This window comes from Solibacillus sp. FSL K6-1554, from assembly GCF_038005185.1.
GTDB lineage: Bacteria > Bacillota > Bacilli > Bacillales_A > Planococcaceae > Solibacillus > Solibacillus silvestris.
The window spans coordinates 783477-800572 of the sequence record NZ_JBBOSS010000001.1; the positions used below are offsets into that span (position 1 = coordinate 783477).

The following is a 17096-nucleotide window of genomic DNA, read 5'->3' on the forward strand; positions in this document are numbered from 1 at the left end:
GGAAATCAACGGTTTTAGAAGGCCAAACTTTATCACCCAACTACGGAGGAAAATATATGATGGAATTAGCAGATGTGCGCAATGCACTCGAAAATACAGCTACAAAACTAGCGGACTTCAGGGGGTCTCTTTGACTTAGAAAACAAAGAGGCACGAATCCAGGAACTAGATGAACTTATGCTTGAACCCGAATTCTGGAATGACCAGAACGGTGCACAGGCAATTATTAACGAAAGCAACGGCATTAAAGCAGTTGTAAACGAATACAAAGAATTAGTCGATACACAGGAAAATCTCGAAATGACGCTTGAGCTGTTACGCGAAGAACCAGACGAAGAATTGCAGGAAGAACTAGGCAAAGAACTAGCCGAATTCCAGACAAAAATGGAAGAATTCGAACTGCAAATGCTGTTGTCAGAACCATACGATAAAAACAATGCCATTCTGGAACTGCATCCAGGTGCAGGTGGTACAGAATCACAGGACTGGGGCTCGATGCTGTTACGTATGTACACACGCTGGGCAGAGAAGCGCGGCTTTAAAGTAACGACAATCGACTATTTGCCTGGTGATGAAGCCGGTATTAAATCGGTTACACTGCAAATTTCGGGCCATAATGCGTACGGCTATTTAAAAGCGGAAAAAGGGGTTCACCGTCTAGTGCGTATTTCACCGTTCGATTCATCAGGCCGCCGTCATACATCGTTCGTATCATGTGATGTTATGCCAGAGTTCAATGACGAAATCGAAATCGATATACGAACTGAAGATTTAAAAGTCGATACGTACCGCGCAACGGGTGCCGGTGGTCAGCATATTAACACGACAGACTCAGCTGTACGTATTACCCATCTTCCAACAGGTGTCGTTGTACAATGTCAGTCAGAACGTTCACAAATTAAAAACCGTGATGCGGCAATGAAAATGCTGAAATCAAAGCTGTATCAGCTGGAAATTGAAAAGCAGCAAGCACAGCTGGATGAAATTCGCGGTGAGCAGAAAGAAATCGGCTGGGGCTCGCAAATTCGTTCATATGTATTCCATCCGTATTCAATGGTAAAAGATCACCGTACAAGTGCCGAAACAGGAAATGTAGGCGCTGTAATGGACGGCGATCTCGATATTTTCATTACGGCCTATTTACGATCAAAAATCTCATATTAATACCTTTCACATCGTAATAAAATAAAACCGTGCCTTAGTAAAAAAGCTAAGGCACGGTTTTTTAGTGAAATTTAAGCTAGGTATTTATTTTCCACTTGTCAAATATAAAAAAATATGTGAAAATACATATACGAACAAACGTTCTTATTAATTGGAGGTATTCGTATGCTGCAAATTCCTTCTAAAACGATTCCGTATTATGAGGCAGGGATTTATTTGCCGTTGCTGTTAATTATTCTTGGGAAGGATTACTCAATAGTGGAGCAAAGTCCGTTCAAATTTAAAAATCCCTATTTGCAATTAATCGATGCTGTACGTATCAAAATAGAGCATGACTTAAAAGAAACGAAGGACTATTTTAAACTTCATCAGATGCGCTTAGTGAGAGGCAAAACGGATGATTTGTTTACCGAGTATCATTTTTACTTTGGGGGAGTCATGGAGTGTAGAAGATATTCGAATATTCGCCTTCGTAATCAAAGTGAGTTACTTCTTGCTGAATATTTAAAAAAAAACTGATGCTCTTATAAGATACTATTGCGCTGTAAAAGCAGATATTTATAGTACATCGCAGCGCGTACATATTGCTGGTTGAATGATTTCATATTGATGTCCAGACTAATTTCAGTATTATCCACAAAAGTTACGAGCGTTTTATCCCCGTCTTCACTAATATTAATAATAGGATTCAAGGATATCCAAATATTTTGAGATGAATACGGCGAAAACAGCGGGAATAAAATGCACGGGTCCCCGAAATCATAGGCCACCATGATCGGCAATTTATGTTTATTCTCTCCGAAAAATCCCCTCGCCTGATATTTGCTAGCATCATAGGAACTTCCATGCAGACGACATGTATCGCGAATAATTTTTAGAGGCTTATACGGAGAGGTAGATTTGCCGTACTTGTCCAATATAGTAGTGTGAATTTTATCTCGATGCTGATAGGACTTCAAACAAAAGGTGGAATTAGAAATAATGTAATTGGAATTTCGTGTTAAATTACTGATCATTTTGCATCCCCTATCTTTCCTACTTTTTTAATCGCTTAAATTTTCACTATACATCTAAACTACTGCATAAAGTGCTAAAAATCAACATTATATTTAGAAAATTCTGTCATATGATAATTTTTCAGAATATATTGCAAATTGTATGATTTTTAACTTATAATGGGTAAAAGAGGTCGAGGTGATATCGATGGATAAATATTATTCGTATACAGACTTTTTAAAAGCGGTTAGTCAGCAGTCCACTGAACATCATGCAGAGAAGCTATTGAATGAAATTTATTTAGATTTATTTATTAGTCGGTTGCAGCGGATGCAACGTATTGAACAATTAAAGTTACTTATCGATACATCGTTAGATCAAAAGAACGAACAAGCATTTTACAGCTATACTACAGAGTTAAAAGAGTTATTGGAAACTGTTTCGTAAAAGCCACCCTATTCCAGGTGGTTTTTTTTATGGGCAAAATCGGGGCTCCGATTGTTTTCTAATATATGATGGAAAGATTCTAATAAAATAAAAATAGTTCTAATAAATTGGTTATTTTCTAATAAAAAGGATAATTCTTCTAATATGTGCTTAGGATTTTCAAATAACCGGCTCGAATCTTCAAATAAGTCACCGTACTTTTCTAATATCCACCACAAAAGTTCTAATAAAACCAACAACGCGCATCTAAGACGCTAACGCCACACTAAATTCGAATGTACGTTCGCAATTTTATCGTAAATTAAAAACGGGTATGTTAAAATAGAAGATACCATAAGTGACAGAAAGGATAATCTAAATATGACAGAAACTTTTACATTAAAGTCCGCCTATCAGCCTGCCGGGGATCAGCCGGAAGCGATTAAACAGCTCGTACAAGGTGTTAAAGAAGGCAAGCGTCACCAGACATTGCTTGGGGCGACAGGTACGGGTAAAACATTTACGATTTCCAATGTAATTAAAGAAGTGAATAAGCCGACGCTTGTGATGGCACATAATAAAACACTGGCCGGCCAATTATATAGTGAGTTTAAAGAATTTTTCCCGGACAATGCGGTTGAGTATTTCGTCAGCTACTATGACTATTTCCAGCCGGAAGCGTATGTACCGCAAACCGATACGTACATTGAAAAGGATTCAAGTATTAATGAAGAAATCGATAAATTGCGCCACTCGGCAACGACTGCGTTATTTGAACGGAAAGATGTCATTATTATCGCATCTGTATCGTGTATTTACGGTCTCGGTAATCCGGAAGAATATCGTGAAATGGTCGTTTCCATTCGTACAGGGATGGAAATCGAGCGCAATCAGCTATTGCGGAAACTAGTCGACATTCAATATGAACGTAATGATATTAACTTTACACGTGGTACGTTCCGAGTACGTGGGGATGTTGTCGAAATTTTCCCGGCTTCACGCGATGAACACTGTATCCGAATCGAGCTTTTCGGGGATGAAGTTGACCGGATTCGTGAAGTGGATGCACTGACGGGTGAAATTTTAGGGGACCGTCAGCACGTAGCCATTTTCCCGGCTTCCCACTTCGTTACCCGTGAAGAGAAGATGAAAATTGCCATTGAAAATATCGAAAAAGAGTTGGAGGAGCGTCTTGCTGTCTTGCGTTCTGAAGACCGTTTACTGGAAGCGCAGCGCCTGGAGCAACGGACAAATTACGATTTGGAAATGATGAAGGAAATGGGCTTCTGCTCAGGTATCGAAAACTATTCGCGCCATTTAACATTGCGTGAAGCAGGGGCGACGCCGTATACATTACTTGATTACTTCCCGGAAGACTTTTTGCTTGTCGTTGATGAAAGCCATGTTACATTACCGCAAGTACGTGGTATGTATAATGGGGACCAGGCTCGTAAAGGAGTATTGGTCGAGCATGGTTTCCGTCTGCCGTCCGCACTGGATAACCGTCCGCTCATGTTTGATGAGTTTCAGTCGAAAGTAAGCCAGGCCATTTATGTATCTGCAACACCAGGACCTTATGAATTAGAGCATACACCGGACATGGTGGAACAGATCATTCGTCCGACAGGGCTGCTTGATCCGACAATTGATATCCGTCCGATTGAAGGGCAAATTGATGATCTGATCGATGAAATTCATGAGCGAATCCGTCGCAATGAACGGACACTCGTTACGACATTGACGAAGAAAATGTCCGAAGATTTGTCGAGCTATTTAAAAGAAATGGGCTTGAAAGTCGAATACTTGCACTCGGAGATAAAAACGCTGGAACGGATCGAAATTATCCGGGAACTTCGTAAAGGGACATATGATGTGCTGATCGGCATTAACTTATTAAGGGAAGGTCTTGATATTCCCGAAGTATCTCTTGTCGCAATTTTGGATGCGGACAAGGAAGGGTTCCTCCGTTCGGAACGTTCGCTTATTCAAACTATCGGACGTGCTGCGCGTAACTCGAACGGTCATGTCATTATGTATGCCAATAATATGACGGATTCAATGACAAAGGCGATCAGTGAAACAAAGCGCCGTCGTGAAACCCAAATGGCTTACAATGAAGAACATGGTATTACACCGAAAACAATCATTAAAAAGATTCCTGATATTATCCGCGCAACACAAGCTGCGGAACAGGAAGAAACATATATTACAAAAGTGACAGGCGGTAAAAAGCTGACGAAAAAAGAGCTGGAGAAGCTTGTTGCAACATTGCAAGTTGAAATGAAAGAAGCCGCAAAAGCGCTGGACTTTGAACGCGCGGCTGAACTACGTGACATGATATTTGAATTGAAAGCAGAAGGGTGAACAATGTGAAAAATACAGAAATTGTCGTACAAGGTGCACGAGCGCATAATTTAAAAAATATTGATGTCACAATTCCACGCGATAAAATTGTCGTTGTGACAGGGCTTTCAGGTTCCGGTAAATCTTCACTGGCATTCGATACGATTTATGCGGAAGGGCAGCGTCGTTATGTCGAATCATTGTCTGCATATGCACGACAATTTTTAGGACAAATGGACAAGCCGGATGTCGATACAATTGAAGGACTGTCACCAGCGATTTCGATTGACCAGAAGACAACGAGCCGTAACCCGCGCTCAACAGTCGGGACAGTAACAGAAATATACGATTACTTGCGACTGCTTTTTGCGCGTATCGGAAAACCGTATTGCCCGACACATGGGATTGAAATTACATCGCAGACAGTTGAACAAATGGTTGACCGCCTGATGGAATATCCGGAGCGCACGAAAATGCAGCTGCTTGCCCCTGTTATTGAAGGCAAAAAAGGAACTCACGTGAAGCTGCTTGAAGACTTGAAAAAACAAGGCTTTGTTCGTATCCGTATAAACGGGGAACTGCGTGATCTCGATGATAATATCGAGCTGGATAAAAATAAAAAGCATACAATTGAAGTAGTCGTGGACCGTGTTGTCGTAAAAGAGGGCAATGAAACGCGTTTAAGTGATTCCCTTGAAGCAGCGCTCAGAATTGCGGATGGCCGCGTTCTGGTCGATGTTATTGATCATGAGGAGCTATTATTCAGTGAGCATCATGCATGTCCATTATGCGGCTTTTCGATTGGTGAACTTGAGCCGCGCATGTTTTCATTCAACAGTCCATTCGGGGCTTGCCCTACATGTGATGGGCTTGGGAGTAAGGCAAAGGCCGATATCGATTTAGTCATTCACAACTGGGATTTAACGTTGCTTGAAAATGCGATAGCACCATGGGAATCCGTATCTTCCAACTATTACCCGCAGCTGTTGGCATCCGTATGCAAACATTACAACATTCCAATGGATGTACCGGTAAAAGATATTCCTAAGGAAAAAATGGATAAAATTTTATTCGGTTCTGGAAAAGAGAAAATTCTATTTGAATATACAAATGATTATGGCAGTATGCATAAGAAAAATATCGAATTTGAAGGCGTCATTGCAAATATCGAACGTCGCTTTAAAGATTCCTCTTCAGACTATGTACGTGAATCGATGCAAAAGTACATGACCGAACAGCCTTGTGCGACTTGTAAAGGGCACCGTCTGAAAAAGGAAACACTGGCAGTGAAAATTAAAGATCAGAACATTTCGGAAGCGACACGCCACTCTATTCAGGAAATGTATGAGTTCTTTAGTTCAGTAGAATTAACGGAAAAAGAACGCCAAATTGCGAATTTAATTATTCGTGAAGTGATTGAACGACTGAAGTTTTTATTGGATGTCGGTTTAAATTACTTAACGCTTGCACGTTCTGCTGGAACATTATCCGGCGGGGAAGCACAGCGTATTCGACTGGCAACACAGATCGGCTCCCGTTTAACAGGTGTACTTTACATTTTGGATGAGCCGTCAATCGGGCTCCACCAACGTGATAATGACCGGTTAATTAATACGCTTGTAAATATGCGTGACCTCGGTAATACATTAATTATCGTCGAACATGATGAAGATACGATGATGGCAGCGGATCACTTAATCGACATCGGTCCGGGTGCCGGTGTACATGGTGGTCAAGTCATTGCACAAGGGACACCGAAGCAAGTCATGAAAAACAAAGAATCAATTACCGGCCAATATTTGAGCGGGAAGAAATTTATTCCACTGCCGCTTGAGCGCCGTAAATCAGATGGCCGGAAAATAAAGATTAAAGGCGCATCTGAAAATAACTTGAAAAATGTCAGTGTCGATATTCCATTAGGTCAGTTCATTGCCGTTACTGGTGTGTCCGGTTCCGGTAAATCAACATTAGTGAATGAAATTTTATATAAATCACTCGCATCAAAACTGAACCGGGCAAAAGTAAAACCGGGCAAGCATAAAACAATAGAAGGTTTAGAACAACTGGAAAAAGTAATTGATGTGGATCAATCGCCAATCGGTCGTACACCACGTTCTAACCCTGCAACGTATATTGGCGTATTTGATGATATTCGCGATGTTTTTGCTATGACGAATGAAGCGAAAGTGCGCGGCTATAAAAAAGGACGTTTTTCGTTCAACGTAAAAGGCGGACGTTGTGAAGCTTGCCGCGGGGATGGCATTATTAAAATCGAAATGCACTTTTTACCGGATGTTTATGTACCGTGTGAAGTTTGTCACGGGAAGCGTTATAACCGCGAAACACTTGAAGTAAAATATAAAGATAAAAATATTTCTGATATTTTGGAAATGACGGTAGAAGATGCGTTGGAGTTTTTCGGGAACTTGCCTAAAATCCAGCGTAAACTCCAAACGATTGTCGATGTAGGTCTTGGTTATGTGAAGCTTGGTCAGCCTGCAACTACATTATCTGGCGGTGAAGCACAGCGTGTGAAATTGGCGTCGGAATTGCACCGTCGTTCAACCGGTAAGTCATTTTATATTTTGGATGAACCAACAACTGGTTTGCATGCCGATGATATTTCCCGTTTGCTGATTGTCCTGCAGCGCTTAGTCGAAAACGGTGAGACCGTGCTTGTGATTGAGCATAATCTCGATGTTATCAAAACAGCCGACCATATTATTGATTTAGGTCCTGAAGGTGGCGAAGGTGGCGGTACAATTTTAGCGACAGGTACACCGGAGAAAATAGCCGAAGTGAAGGAAAGTTATACAGGACGCTACTTAAAACCGATTTTGGAGCGCGACCGTGAACGTATGGAATCAAGAATTAAAGAAGCGCAAAATAAATAGATTGAAAAACTAAGAGCGCAAACGAAACTTTTCGTCCTCCCTCCTCGTATAATAACTATATACGAAGCAGAGGGAGGAATTTTTTTATGCAAGAAGAACGTAAACGCATTTTAAAATTAGTTGAAAGCGGTACAATTACGGCAGAAGAGGCAATTGTATTACTGGAAAAATTGTCGTCGGAAAAGGAATCCACTCCATCACAAGCAGCACCAGTCGAGCAACCGCTTTTTGAAGAAAAGTTTGGGGAAGAGCCGCATAAGGCAGAACCGGTTTTTGAAGAGCAAAAAGAAAAACGTAAAACAACAGGATTTGAAGATATTTTCGGCAAGTCATTTAACGATAAAGAATTCAATAAAAAGATGGACGAGTTCATGGGCGATATCAAACAGGATTTATCGCAATTCAGCACACGCATGACAGGATTGGTCGGTGCAGCATTATCCAAGTTTAAAGAACTTGATATTGATACACCGTTTGGAGAAAAAGTTGAGTTTACTAAAACGTATGCTTACCCTGCAGCAGATGTTAAAGGGGTAGAGCTGGAAATCGCCAATGGTAAAATCAATATCGTACGCGCAGCGGATGAATTAGTTACTGTAAATGTGACAGGGAAAACGCCGTTAAAAGGTACAGAGGAAGAAACGATTGCACAGGCAACGGAAAATATGTCGAAGCTGACAAATGACAAATTATTTATCCAGTCTACAAATAAATTTGCACAAGTGAAAGTACAAGTAGCTATTCCAGAGAAACATTATGACGTCATAATCGCAAAACTATTAACAGGTAGCGTTTCAATCGAACAGGTTGACGCAAAGTTAGTTAAAGCGCGTACACATAACGGGGTAATCCGTCTGGAAAATGCAACATTTGATCATGCGGAACTGCAAACGAGCAATGGTGCAGTAGAAGCCCGTCATATTAAAGGTGAAGATTTGGAAATCGGCACAGCGAATGGACGTATATATGTAGATGGTGAATTAAATGAAGTAGAAGCTGAATCGATGAATGGACATGTTGTCATTACAACAACGAGTGCGGAAGCGCATAAAATCAAGGCCCGTGCTCTAGCAGGTTCAGTAGAAATTTACGTGCCGAAAACAGTGGCACTGGATGGTCAGGTTTACTCGAACTTCGGAAAAGCAGATATCGGTTTAAGTGATGTATTGCTTACAGAAGAAGAAGAGCAATTCCTGTCAAAATCGGTACGTTTCACTAAAGAACTGGAAGGCGCGAAACTCTTGAAATTAGTAGGAGAATCTCGCACAGGTACAGTGTTGGTACGCTATACGCTGCAATAGGTGTAGGATATTAGCTACAGCTTTCCGGATTCCGTGAAGCTCGAGTGACTAATTCTTCAAAAAAATAAATTCCTTATAAAATCAAGCATCCATTTTCTTACAAAGAATTTGGGTGCTTTTCAAATTTATACGAACTTTTTGTTTTCCCCCAAATCTCCAATAAAAAGTCACAAATTGCCGCATTCCTACATAGAAAAAGAATTTTTTTAAAAATCCCCCTAAAAATACCATAATAATCCAAATGCTGAGAAGGGTTTTCAGTAAAATCGTCGAATAATTAAAAATAGTGTAGAGTATTTTATTATATTAAGAACATTTCATATTTTAACAATTACATTACGAAAACCAAAAAATAAGTATAATTCCATGAAATTTTATGAACAAATGAAATTTAGTAATGTTGTCATGGCGCTCCGGGAGCCTGAAAACGAGACGGGGCTTACATTGAAAAGAAAATGTAATAAAATTTGAGCCTGAAAATGCTATAATGGGTAAGACTAAAATTTAAAATTCTAGATATTGAGCTTAGGTGGTTTCGTGAATGATTGAAATGAATAATGTAGTGAAGAAGTATCCTAATGGGGTCGTCGCCGCAAACGGGATTACGGTTCATATAAAAAAAGGTGAATTTGTGTATATTGTTGGCCCGAGTGGAGCAGGTAAATCGACATTTATTAAGTTGATGTACCGTGAAGAAAAACCGACTTCCGGCGATGTCATCATTAATGGCATTAATTTGAGAACGCTAAAAAATAATCGCGTACCTCATTTACGCCGTCATCTTGGTGTCGTCTTCCAGGACTTTAAATTATTGCCGCGCTTAACAGTGTATGAAAATGTAGCGTTCGCGATGGAAGTAATTGAAGAACAGCCTAGCGTCATCCGCAAACGGGTAATGGAAGTACTTGAACTGGTGGGCTTAAAGCATAAAGTGCGAATGCTGCCGAATGAGCTGTCAGGTGGAGAACAGCAGCGTGTAGCAATTGCCCGCTCGATTGTAAACCGTCCGAAAGTGATGATTGCGGACGAGCCTACGGGAAATTTAGACCCGGAAACATCGTGGGAAATTATGAATATTTTCGAAGAAATCAATCGCCAAGGTACGACGATTTTGATGGCAACACATAACCGTGAAATCGTAAATACTGTGCGTAAAAGAGTTATTGCAATTGAAGGCGGAATGATCGTCCGTGATGAGTACGGAGGTGACTACGGCTATGAAAACTAGAACAATTGCTCGTCATTTCCGTGAAAGTTTTAAATCATTAGGCCGTAACAGCTGGATGACAATCGCTTCTATTAGTGCTGTAACGGTTACATTATTATTGGTCGGTGTATTTGCTGCGATTATGATGAATTTAAACAAAGTCGCTTCCGATTTGGAAAACGATGTTGAAATTCGTGTCATGATTGATATTATTCCGGAAGCGGAAGAAGCGAAATTGGCAGAAGAGCAGCTTCTTGACGAGATTCATAATATGCCGGATGTCGAGGAAGTTACATATTCTTCTAAAGAACAAGAATTAAGTAAGTTAATTAAAGATTTTGGCGATGAATTAAGTTTATTCGAACAGAACAACCCGTTATATAATGTGCTGTACGTCAAAGCTGTCGATCCTTTGAAAACAGCTGATGTCGCCAAGCAGATTGATAGCTTAGACAATACTTTTGAAGTAAAATATGGCGAGGGTAAAGTAGAAAAACTATTTAACTTCTTAGAAATCGCTCGTAATGTTGGACTCGTATTAATTTTAGGACTGCTGTTTACAGCGATGTTCTTAATCTCTAATACAATTCGCATTACGATTATTGCACGTAAAGATGAAATTGAAATTATGAAGCTTGTAGGGGCAACAAATTCTTTCGTCCGCATTCCATTTGTATTGGAAGGAATGTGGCTTGGTTTGATTGGATCTATTATTCCAGTCGCAGCCGTTACAATTGCTTATTACAATATTTATGATTTATTGGCACCTCGATTAAAAGGGGAATTGTTCCAAATGTTAGAAGTAACACCACTTATGTACCAGGTGAACGGATTAATCATCTTCATCGGGATGTTCATCGGTATATGGGGAAGTTTCATGTCAGTTCGTAAGTTTTTAAAAGTATAACTTCTTTCAGCGACTGTCACACATTGCCAAGGCAACATTGACAATGACGAAAATAGTGGGAAGTGGCTCGTTTTTTACATCTTAGAGAGACAAAAAGAGCCACTATTACCCATGCATTTAGGGGGAAAAGTTTTTGAAGAAGCTAACGACGCGTTCATTTAAAACCATTGCAGCAATACTTGCGCTAGTACTATTTGTTCAAATACCGGCAGCATCCGCAGCATCATTAAGTGAACTGAAAAAAGAGCGCAGTCAACTCGAAGCAGAAAAGAAATCAATTAATAAATCACTCGAACAAAAAACAAACGAGATTCAAACAAATCAAAACAGACAGCAAAAAATCATATCGCAACTAGAACAACTTGGTGCAAAAATTAATGAAACGAATCATAGTATTGCCGTTGTCGAATTGGATATTAAAATTGCAAACGAAGAGATTTCTATTTTAGAAGATGAAATTGCAGAATTAAAAGAGAAGATCGAGCAACGTAATGAACTATTGCGTGAGCGTGCACGGGCGATTCAGTCATCAGGTACAGTTAGTTACCTTGACGTCCTGCTTGGAGCAAATAGTTTCGTAGACTTTATCGATCGTTTTTCTGCTGTAAGCACACTTATGGACGCTGACCGTCAAATTATGCGTGAGCAAAAGGAAGACCAGGAAAAACTTGAAGTTCAAAAGCTGGAGCTTGTGAAGACGAAAGAAGAGCTTGAAGCGAATAAAGCGAAATTGAAAAGTTTGATGGCTTCGTTAAATCAACAAAAGAAAGAAAAGAAACAGTTAGTAGCAGAGCTTGAAAAAGAAGAAGCGAAACTACGATCTGAGAAAACAGAACTGAAAGCAGAGTACGATGATAAGGTAGAATTAAGTAAAGAGCTGGAAGAGAAGTTTCTTAAAGAACAGCGCCGATTAGCGGAAGTTGCCCGTCAAAAGGCATTGGAAGCTGCGGCTGCTAAAAAGAAACAACAAAACAGTAGCAGCAGCAATAGTACTGTAAGTTCCGGAAACTTGCCGGTTGTTTCTTCAGGACATTGGACAAGACCTGCAGCGGGCCGTTTTACATCAGGGTTCGGTGGGCGTGATATTGGACCAATCGGAAGTAAAAATCACTTAGGAATTGACATTGCCAACTCAATCGGAACACCGGTTGTTGCAGCAGCGGATGGTGTTGTTTCCTATGTTGGTTCGATGAATGGTTACGGGAATGTTGTAATGGTTACGCACTCGATTGAAGGACAATTATTCACGACAACGTATGCCCATTTAAGCGGATTTAACACGAGTGTTGGCGCATCTGTTTCAAAAGGTCAGCAAATTGCACGACTTGGGAATTCAGGTAACTCAACAGGACCTCATGTACACTTTGAGATCCATGTCGGTGAATGGAACGGTAGTCGTTCAAACGCCGTCAACCCATTAAACTATATTTCACTGTAAGTTATATAAAAGGCAAAACTTTAATTATTAAAGTTTTGCCTTTTTCGTTTGAATAATTATCTAAAAGTTATGATAATGTACTAATAGGAAGAAATGTGGGGTGAAGTTGATGAAAAAAAATGTTGGAGTCGGTATTATTTTAGTGCTTGTCATTACGATGCTTGGCACTTACATAAAAGCTGAAATCGATCAAAGTACTGCAATCAACGAGCATGCATTAGGGAAAGAAGTTGAACTGGATGAAGAAGTCGGCCTCGAAAAAGGGCAGTTTGCACCGGATTTTACATTATATAGTTTACAGGGCGAGCCACTGACACTTTCGGAGCTGAGAGGGAAGCGTGTCGTACTGAATTTCTGGGCAACCTGGTGTCCGCCATGTGAAGCGGAAATGCCGCATATGCAAAAATACTACGAAAAATACCGTGAAGAAGACAATGTGGAGATTGTCGGTGTCAATATGACGTACGCCAACGAAAAGCTGGAGCGTGTAGAGCAGTTTCTAAAAAGTTATGACATTACCTTCCCAATCGTACTGGAACAAACTGAAGCTGTTGCCTATCAATATGAAATTATGACGATGCCAACAACATATATGATTGATACATCAGGAAAAATACAAAAGCAAATTATCGGACCACTGGATTTGGATGCATTGCGGGAAAATGTAATTCAACTAGATTAAATGCAGGAATTGAGACGATTCGGCCGCCGGAATCTTAAAATATCTTAATTTTAGGACGTTTAAATTCGACTTTATAAGTATGAAAGTTTCATTCGCTTCATAAATTTTATGGAACGGAGGAGAATTCGTGCGAAAAAGTCGGATTTTTTTATTAGTATTAGTAGTTGCGGTGGTGTGTATCGGAGTAATTGTTTATGGTGTGATGAAAAAGAAGCCGCAGCCACAGCAGGAACAGGCAGATTTTGCGGTAGTCAATGAACTGCATCAGTTAATCACGAGCGAATCAGTTTATGATGTCAACTCTGAAAAATTGGTGGAGGGTGCACTGCGAGGGATGGCAAATGCTATAAATGACCCCTATAGTACTTATTATTCGGAGCAAGAAGCGGCATTACATAAACAGACGCTCGCAAGTGAACGAATCGGTATTGGTGTTGAATTGGCAGATGCGAATGGCAAGATTATCGTTGTAGCCCCTATTAAAGCTTCACCTGCAGAAAAAGCGGGCATTCGACCATTGGATGAGCTTATACAAATTAATGAAGTAAGACTTGACGGAAAATCTATGGGGGAAGTTCGTAAGCTGATGTATGGTAAAGAAGGGGAAGCCGTGGAACTTGTCATTTATCGACCGGAACTGGACCAGCATTTAAAGTTGGTCGTGAAAAGAGAACGTTTGAAAAATGATACGGTGGAAGCTGAAGTTCTTGAAGTAGAAGGAAGAAAACTCGGCTATATAACGATCAATCTATTTGGTGAAAAAACAGCAGAAGAATGGAAAGAGGCTCTTGATGGAGTGATGAAGGAGGAAGTAGAAGGGTTAATCATTGATGTGCGGGACAATCCAGGTGGCTATTTACATAGTGTTGCCCAAATGATGAGCATGTTCGAGCAAAAAGAAAAAATCTTTGCGTATATGCAAAATCATGACGGTGTAACAGAGCCACTGAAAACAAAGGAAGTGGAACAGTTCCAGCCTTACGTAAATTGGCTGCGTGACACACCTTTAACACTTATCCAAAATGAAGGAAGCGCATCAGCTAGTGAAGTGTTTGCCGGTGCCCTACAGGACTGGAAACGTTCGGTCATTATTGGGGTGACGAGCTTCGGTAAAGGAACGGTCCAACAAACATGGGATCTTCAAAATGGCGGAGAAGTAAAACTGTCGACGAATAAATGGCTTACTCCTTCGAAAAAGTGGATCCATGATGTAGGGATTGAACCAGATGTCGAAGTGACACAGCATCCGCTTTACAGTGTAGAAACAAAAATACTGAAAGGCCGATTTGAAGAGGGAGAATACAGTGAAGAAGTTGCCTACAGCCAGCGTATTTTAAGTGAACTCGGCTACAGTATCAGCCGGACAGATGGATTCTTTGATAAGGATACGGCACAGGAAGTGGAAAGCTTCAGAAAAAAGCATGATATTGCAGAAGGAAGCTATATGGATGAAGTATTTTTCCATGAATTAACAGAAGAACTGCAAACATTCAAACAGTCAAAAGTAAATGACATGCAACTGCAGATGGCGATCAGTTATATTATGCATCAGTTTGAGTGATGGACAGTGTAAAGCATATTGAGGGCTCGTTTCATAATGAAACGGGCTTTTTTATATGATAAACATAAAAACGATCTGAAGAATATCCAATTTATTTAACTCACCCGTAGATTTTCAATTTTCCCGACAAGCCTTTATTTTATTTCCGGTACAAATGGGACTACGCATTACGGAAAGGATTTGGTACAATTATTCGTACGGTAGGTGAGAATATGGATGGAACAATTTTGATTGAAATTTTAAAAGGGATTGGCCGATTTTTTATAAATCCTTTGTTTTATGTCGCCATCATTTCCGCAGTTTATTTAGGATATCGCCGAGTGAAGCGCGAACGAAGGTATTTTAACCGACGGATATTAGGTGGCTGGTCCGAGCTGAAAAATATGCTTGCGATGGGTTTTATGCTGTCCGTTATTATTTCCTTATTTAGTCTTGTAATAGGCTTAACAGTATCACTCGAATTATTGACAATTGTTTTTATTGTAAGTTTCGTAGGTTTATTCATTTATATGTATCAATTATTATCGCCAGCGATTGTGATGGCGGTTGCTTTTTGTGGAATCGTTTGGATGCAATGGCAAGATTGGTCATATACAATCGGAACACTCGAATTGGCAGGCAGAAATGTTACAAATGATCTTGTTATGACAATTCCGATGATGACGGGGCTCTTACTCATGGCGGAAGGGATTTTAATTCGCCGGTATGGTGCCCGTTTTGCTTCACCGATTGTGGAGAAAACAAAGCGTGGATTAAATGGGATAGGCTATTTCAGTAAGCAACTTTGGATTTTACCTGTCTTTACGATTATTCCAGGTGAAGGCATTCAAAACTTTGCGCCTTATTGGCCACAATTTACGATCGGAGCAGAACAGTTTTCGATCATTGTTTTCCCGTTTATTATCGGATTCCAGCAGATGGTGCGTCAAAAGCTGCCGATGAATGTGTATCCGCAAATGGGACGTTCGATTATTATGATAGGACAATTTGTGCTGGTCGTCGGATTAGCCGCTTATTTCCTGCCGATACTAGGTGCAGCTGCATTAGCATTAGGTGCAATTTCCCGTACAATTATCGGTATTCATTATAGTCGCTCAGAGGACCGCAACAGTTATGCTGTTGTACGCAGTGATAAAGGTGTGATGATTGCCGGCATTTTACCAGATTCTCCTGCTGAGAAAATGGGACTTGCTGCAGGTGAAATTATTAAACGTGTAAATGGACAAGATGTTTTTACAGAAGAAGATTTGTACAAAGCATTGCAGATTAATGCTGCCCATTGTCGCTTGGAAGTGCTTGATCATTCAGGCGAATTGCGTCTAGCCCAGCATGTTGTCCATCGAGATGATAACCACAAAATCGGGTTATTAGTTGTTAGTTAATTTCAAAAGAATCTCGCTAAGACGAGGTTCTTTTTTTTGGTGAAAACGGGTATAAAGAAATTATGTTAAGATTAAATTGTACTAGACTACATTGTGTAGCTTCAGGAATTTTTATCGTTTTTGGTAGGGGTGAGCAGTTATGTTAGAATGGATGACAATCGATAATATTGAAACAATTGTAGAAAAATATAAACTGTTAGGTCCGTTTTTCGGGATTTTATTAACGTTCCTGGAATCATTTATCCCTGTATTGCCGCTGTTTGTAATCATCATTGCCAATGCTGCAGCTTACGGGTTATTTTGGGGTTTTTTACTGTCATGGCTTGGAACGGTCGCAGGCTCCTACATGTTCTTTCTCATGATTCGCATGTTTGGGAAGTATCGTCTTTTCCGTCGGATTAAAGAGCAGAAACAAGTGAAAAAACTGATTAACTGGGTGGATATTAGAGGATTTACACCATTGTTTGTGCTGCTGTGCCTGCCATTTACACCTGTTGTCGTTGTCAATACGGTCGCCGGTTTATCCAATATAAAAAAGAAATATTATTTTTTGACACTCCTTATTTCAAAACCGATCTTGATCTTCTTGATTAGCTATTTAGGCAGTGATCTACGTGATATTTTAACCTCTCCTGTAAAACTTATTATTTCAGCTGTGATAATTTTAATTATTTGGGGAATCGGCAAATTGATCGAACACATTTTAAATAAGCGTGTGGAAAGAGATTTGCGTGAGATTGGAAAATTACGAAAACATAAATAAAAAGCTTCAGTCTTGTCTTTTAACAAAATGTG

14 protein-coding genes are annotated in these 17096 nt (G+C 40.1%); 13 read left to right on the forward strand and 1 reads right to left on the reverse strand.

The window, feature by feature from the left end; all coding sequences use genetic code 11:
• The first annotated feature begins 59 nt into the window (after nucleotides 1–59).
• A protein-coding gene (gene prfB, locus MHB58_RS03730; protein WP_156732626.1) for a peptide chain release factor 2 occupies nucleotides 60–1164 on the forward strand; the annotation gives its coding sequence in 2 pieces (ribosomal slippage) (nucleotides 60–131 and nucleotides 133–1164; 1104 coding nt in all).
• Between the two features lie 165 nt (nucleotides 1165–1329).
• Nucleotides 1330–1683 (forward strand): hypothetical protein, encoded by a 354-nt coding sequence (locus MHB58_RS03735; protein WP_340734727.1) that lies wholly within the window; start codon nucleotides 1330–1332, stop codon nucleotides 1681–1683.
• 5 nt (nucleotides 1684–1688) lie between these two features.
• Here MHB58_RS03735 and MHB58_RS03740 read toward each other — a convergent pair whose 3' ends face one another.
• Complete coding sequence (locus MHB58_RS03740; RefSeq protein WP_340734728.1) at nucleotides 1689–2180, reverse strand: competence protein ComK; 492 nt, start codon at nucleotides 2178–2180, stop codon at nucleotides 1689–1691.
• Nucleotides 2181–2367: 187 nt separating this feature from the next.
• On the opposite strand from MHB58_RS03740, the gene MHB58_RS03745 reads away from it, so the two are divergent.
• From MHB58_RS03745 to MHB58_RS03795, 11 genes are all read left to right on the forward strand, one after another.
• Entirely contained in the window at nucleotides 2368–2607 is a 240-nt protein-coding gene (locus tag MHB58_RS03745; protein WP_008407312.1) for an IDEAL domain-containing protein, read from the forward strand.
• Nucleotides 2608–2967: 360 nt separating this feature from the next.
• On the forward strand, nucleotides 2968–4950 hold the full coding sequence (gene uvrB / locus MHB58_RS03750; protein ID WP_340734729.1) for an excinuclease ABC subunit UvrB: 1983 nt from the start codon (nucleotides 2968–2970) through the stop codon (nucleotides 4948–4950).
• Nucleotides 4951–4955: 5 nt separating this feature from the next.
• Entirely contained in the window at nucleotides 4956–7823 is a 2868-nt protein-coding gene (gene uvrA / locus MHB58_RS03755) for an excinuclease ABC subunit UvrA (protein ID WP_340734730.1), read from the forward strand.
• A gap of 86 nt (nucleotides 7824–7909) precedes the next feature.
• Nucleotides 7910–9124, forward strand: coding sequence for a DUF4097 family beta strand repeat-containing protein (locus MHB58_RS03760; RefSeq protein WP_340734731.1), 1215 nt, complete (start codon nucleotides 7910–7912; stop codon nucleotides 9122–9124).
• Between the two features lie 541 nt (nucleotides 9125–9665).
• Entirely contained in the window at nucleotides 9666–10352 is a 687-nt protein-coding gene (gene ftsE, locus MHB58_RS03765) for a cell division ATP-binding protein FtsE (RefSeq protein ID WP_008403596.1), read from the forward strand.
• Nucleotides 10342–11238: a permease-like cell division protein FtsX gene (gene ftsX, locus MHB58_RS03770; protein ID WP_340734732.1), complete on the forward strand. Its 897-nt coding sequence runs from the start codon at nucleotides 10342–10344 to the stop codon at nucleotides 11236–11238. Before ftsE ends, ftsX begins: the two co-directional genes overlap by 11 nt.
• A 133-nt stretch (nucleotides 11239–11371) precedes the next feature.
• Complete coding sequence (locus tag MHB58_RS03775; protein WP_340734733.1) at nucleotides 11372–12676, forward strand: murein hydrolase activator EnvC family protein; 1305 nt, start codon at nucleotides 11372–11374, stop codon at nucleotides 12674–12676.
• Nucleotides 12677–12785: 109 nt separating this feature from the next.
• The gene (locus MHB58_RS03780) at nucleotides 12786–13358 is read left to right on the forward strand and encodes a peroxiredoxin family protein (RefSeq protein ID WP_087615588.1); all 573 of its coding nucleotides are present in this window, start codon (nucleotides 12786–12788) and stop codon (nucleotides 13356–13358) included.
• A 127-nt stretch (nucleotides 13359–13485) separates the two neighbouring features.
• Nucleotides 13486–14919, forward strand: a complete 1434-nt coding sequence (locus MHB58_RS03785) for a S41 family peptidase (RefSeq protein WP_340734734.1) — start codon at nucleotides 13486–13488, stop codon at nucleotides 14917–14919.
• Between the two features lie 212 nt (nucleotides 14920–15131).
• Nucleotides 15132–16301 carry a PDZ domain-containing protein gene (locus MHB58_RS03790; RefSeq protein ID WP_340734735.1) on the forward strand — a complete coding sequence of 390 codons (1170 nt, stop codon included), beginning with the start codon at nucleotides 15132–15134 and terminating at the stop codon, nucleotides 16299–16301.
• Nucleotides 16302–16440: 139 nt separating this feature from the next.
• Nucleotides 16441–17064, forward strand: a complete 624-nt coding sequence (locus MHB58_RS03795; RefSeq protein WP_087615585.1) for a TVP38/TMEM64 family protein — start codon at nucleotides 16441–16443, stop codon at nucleotides 17062–17064.
• Nucleotides 17065–17096: the final 32 nt, after the last annotated feature.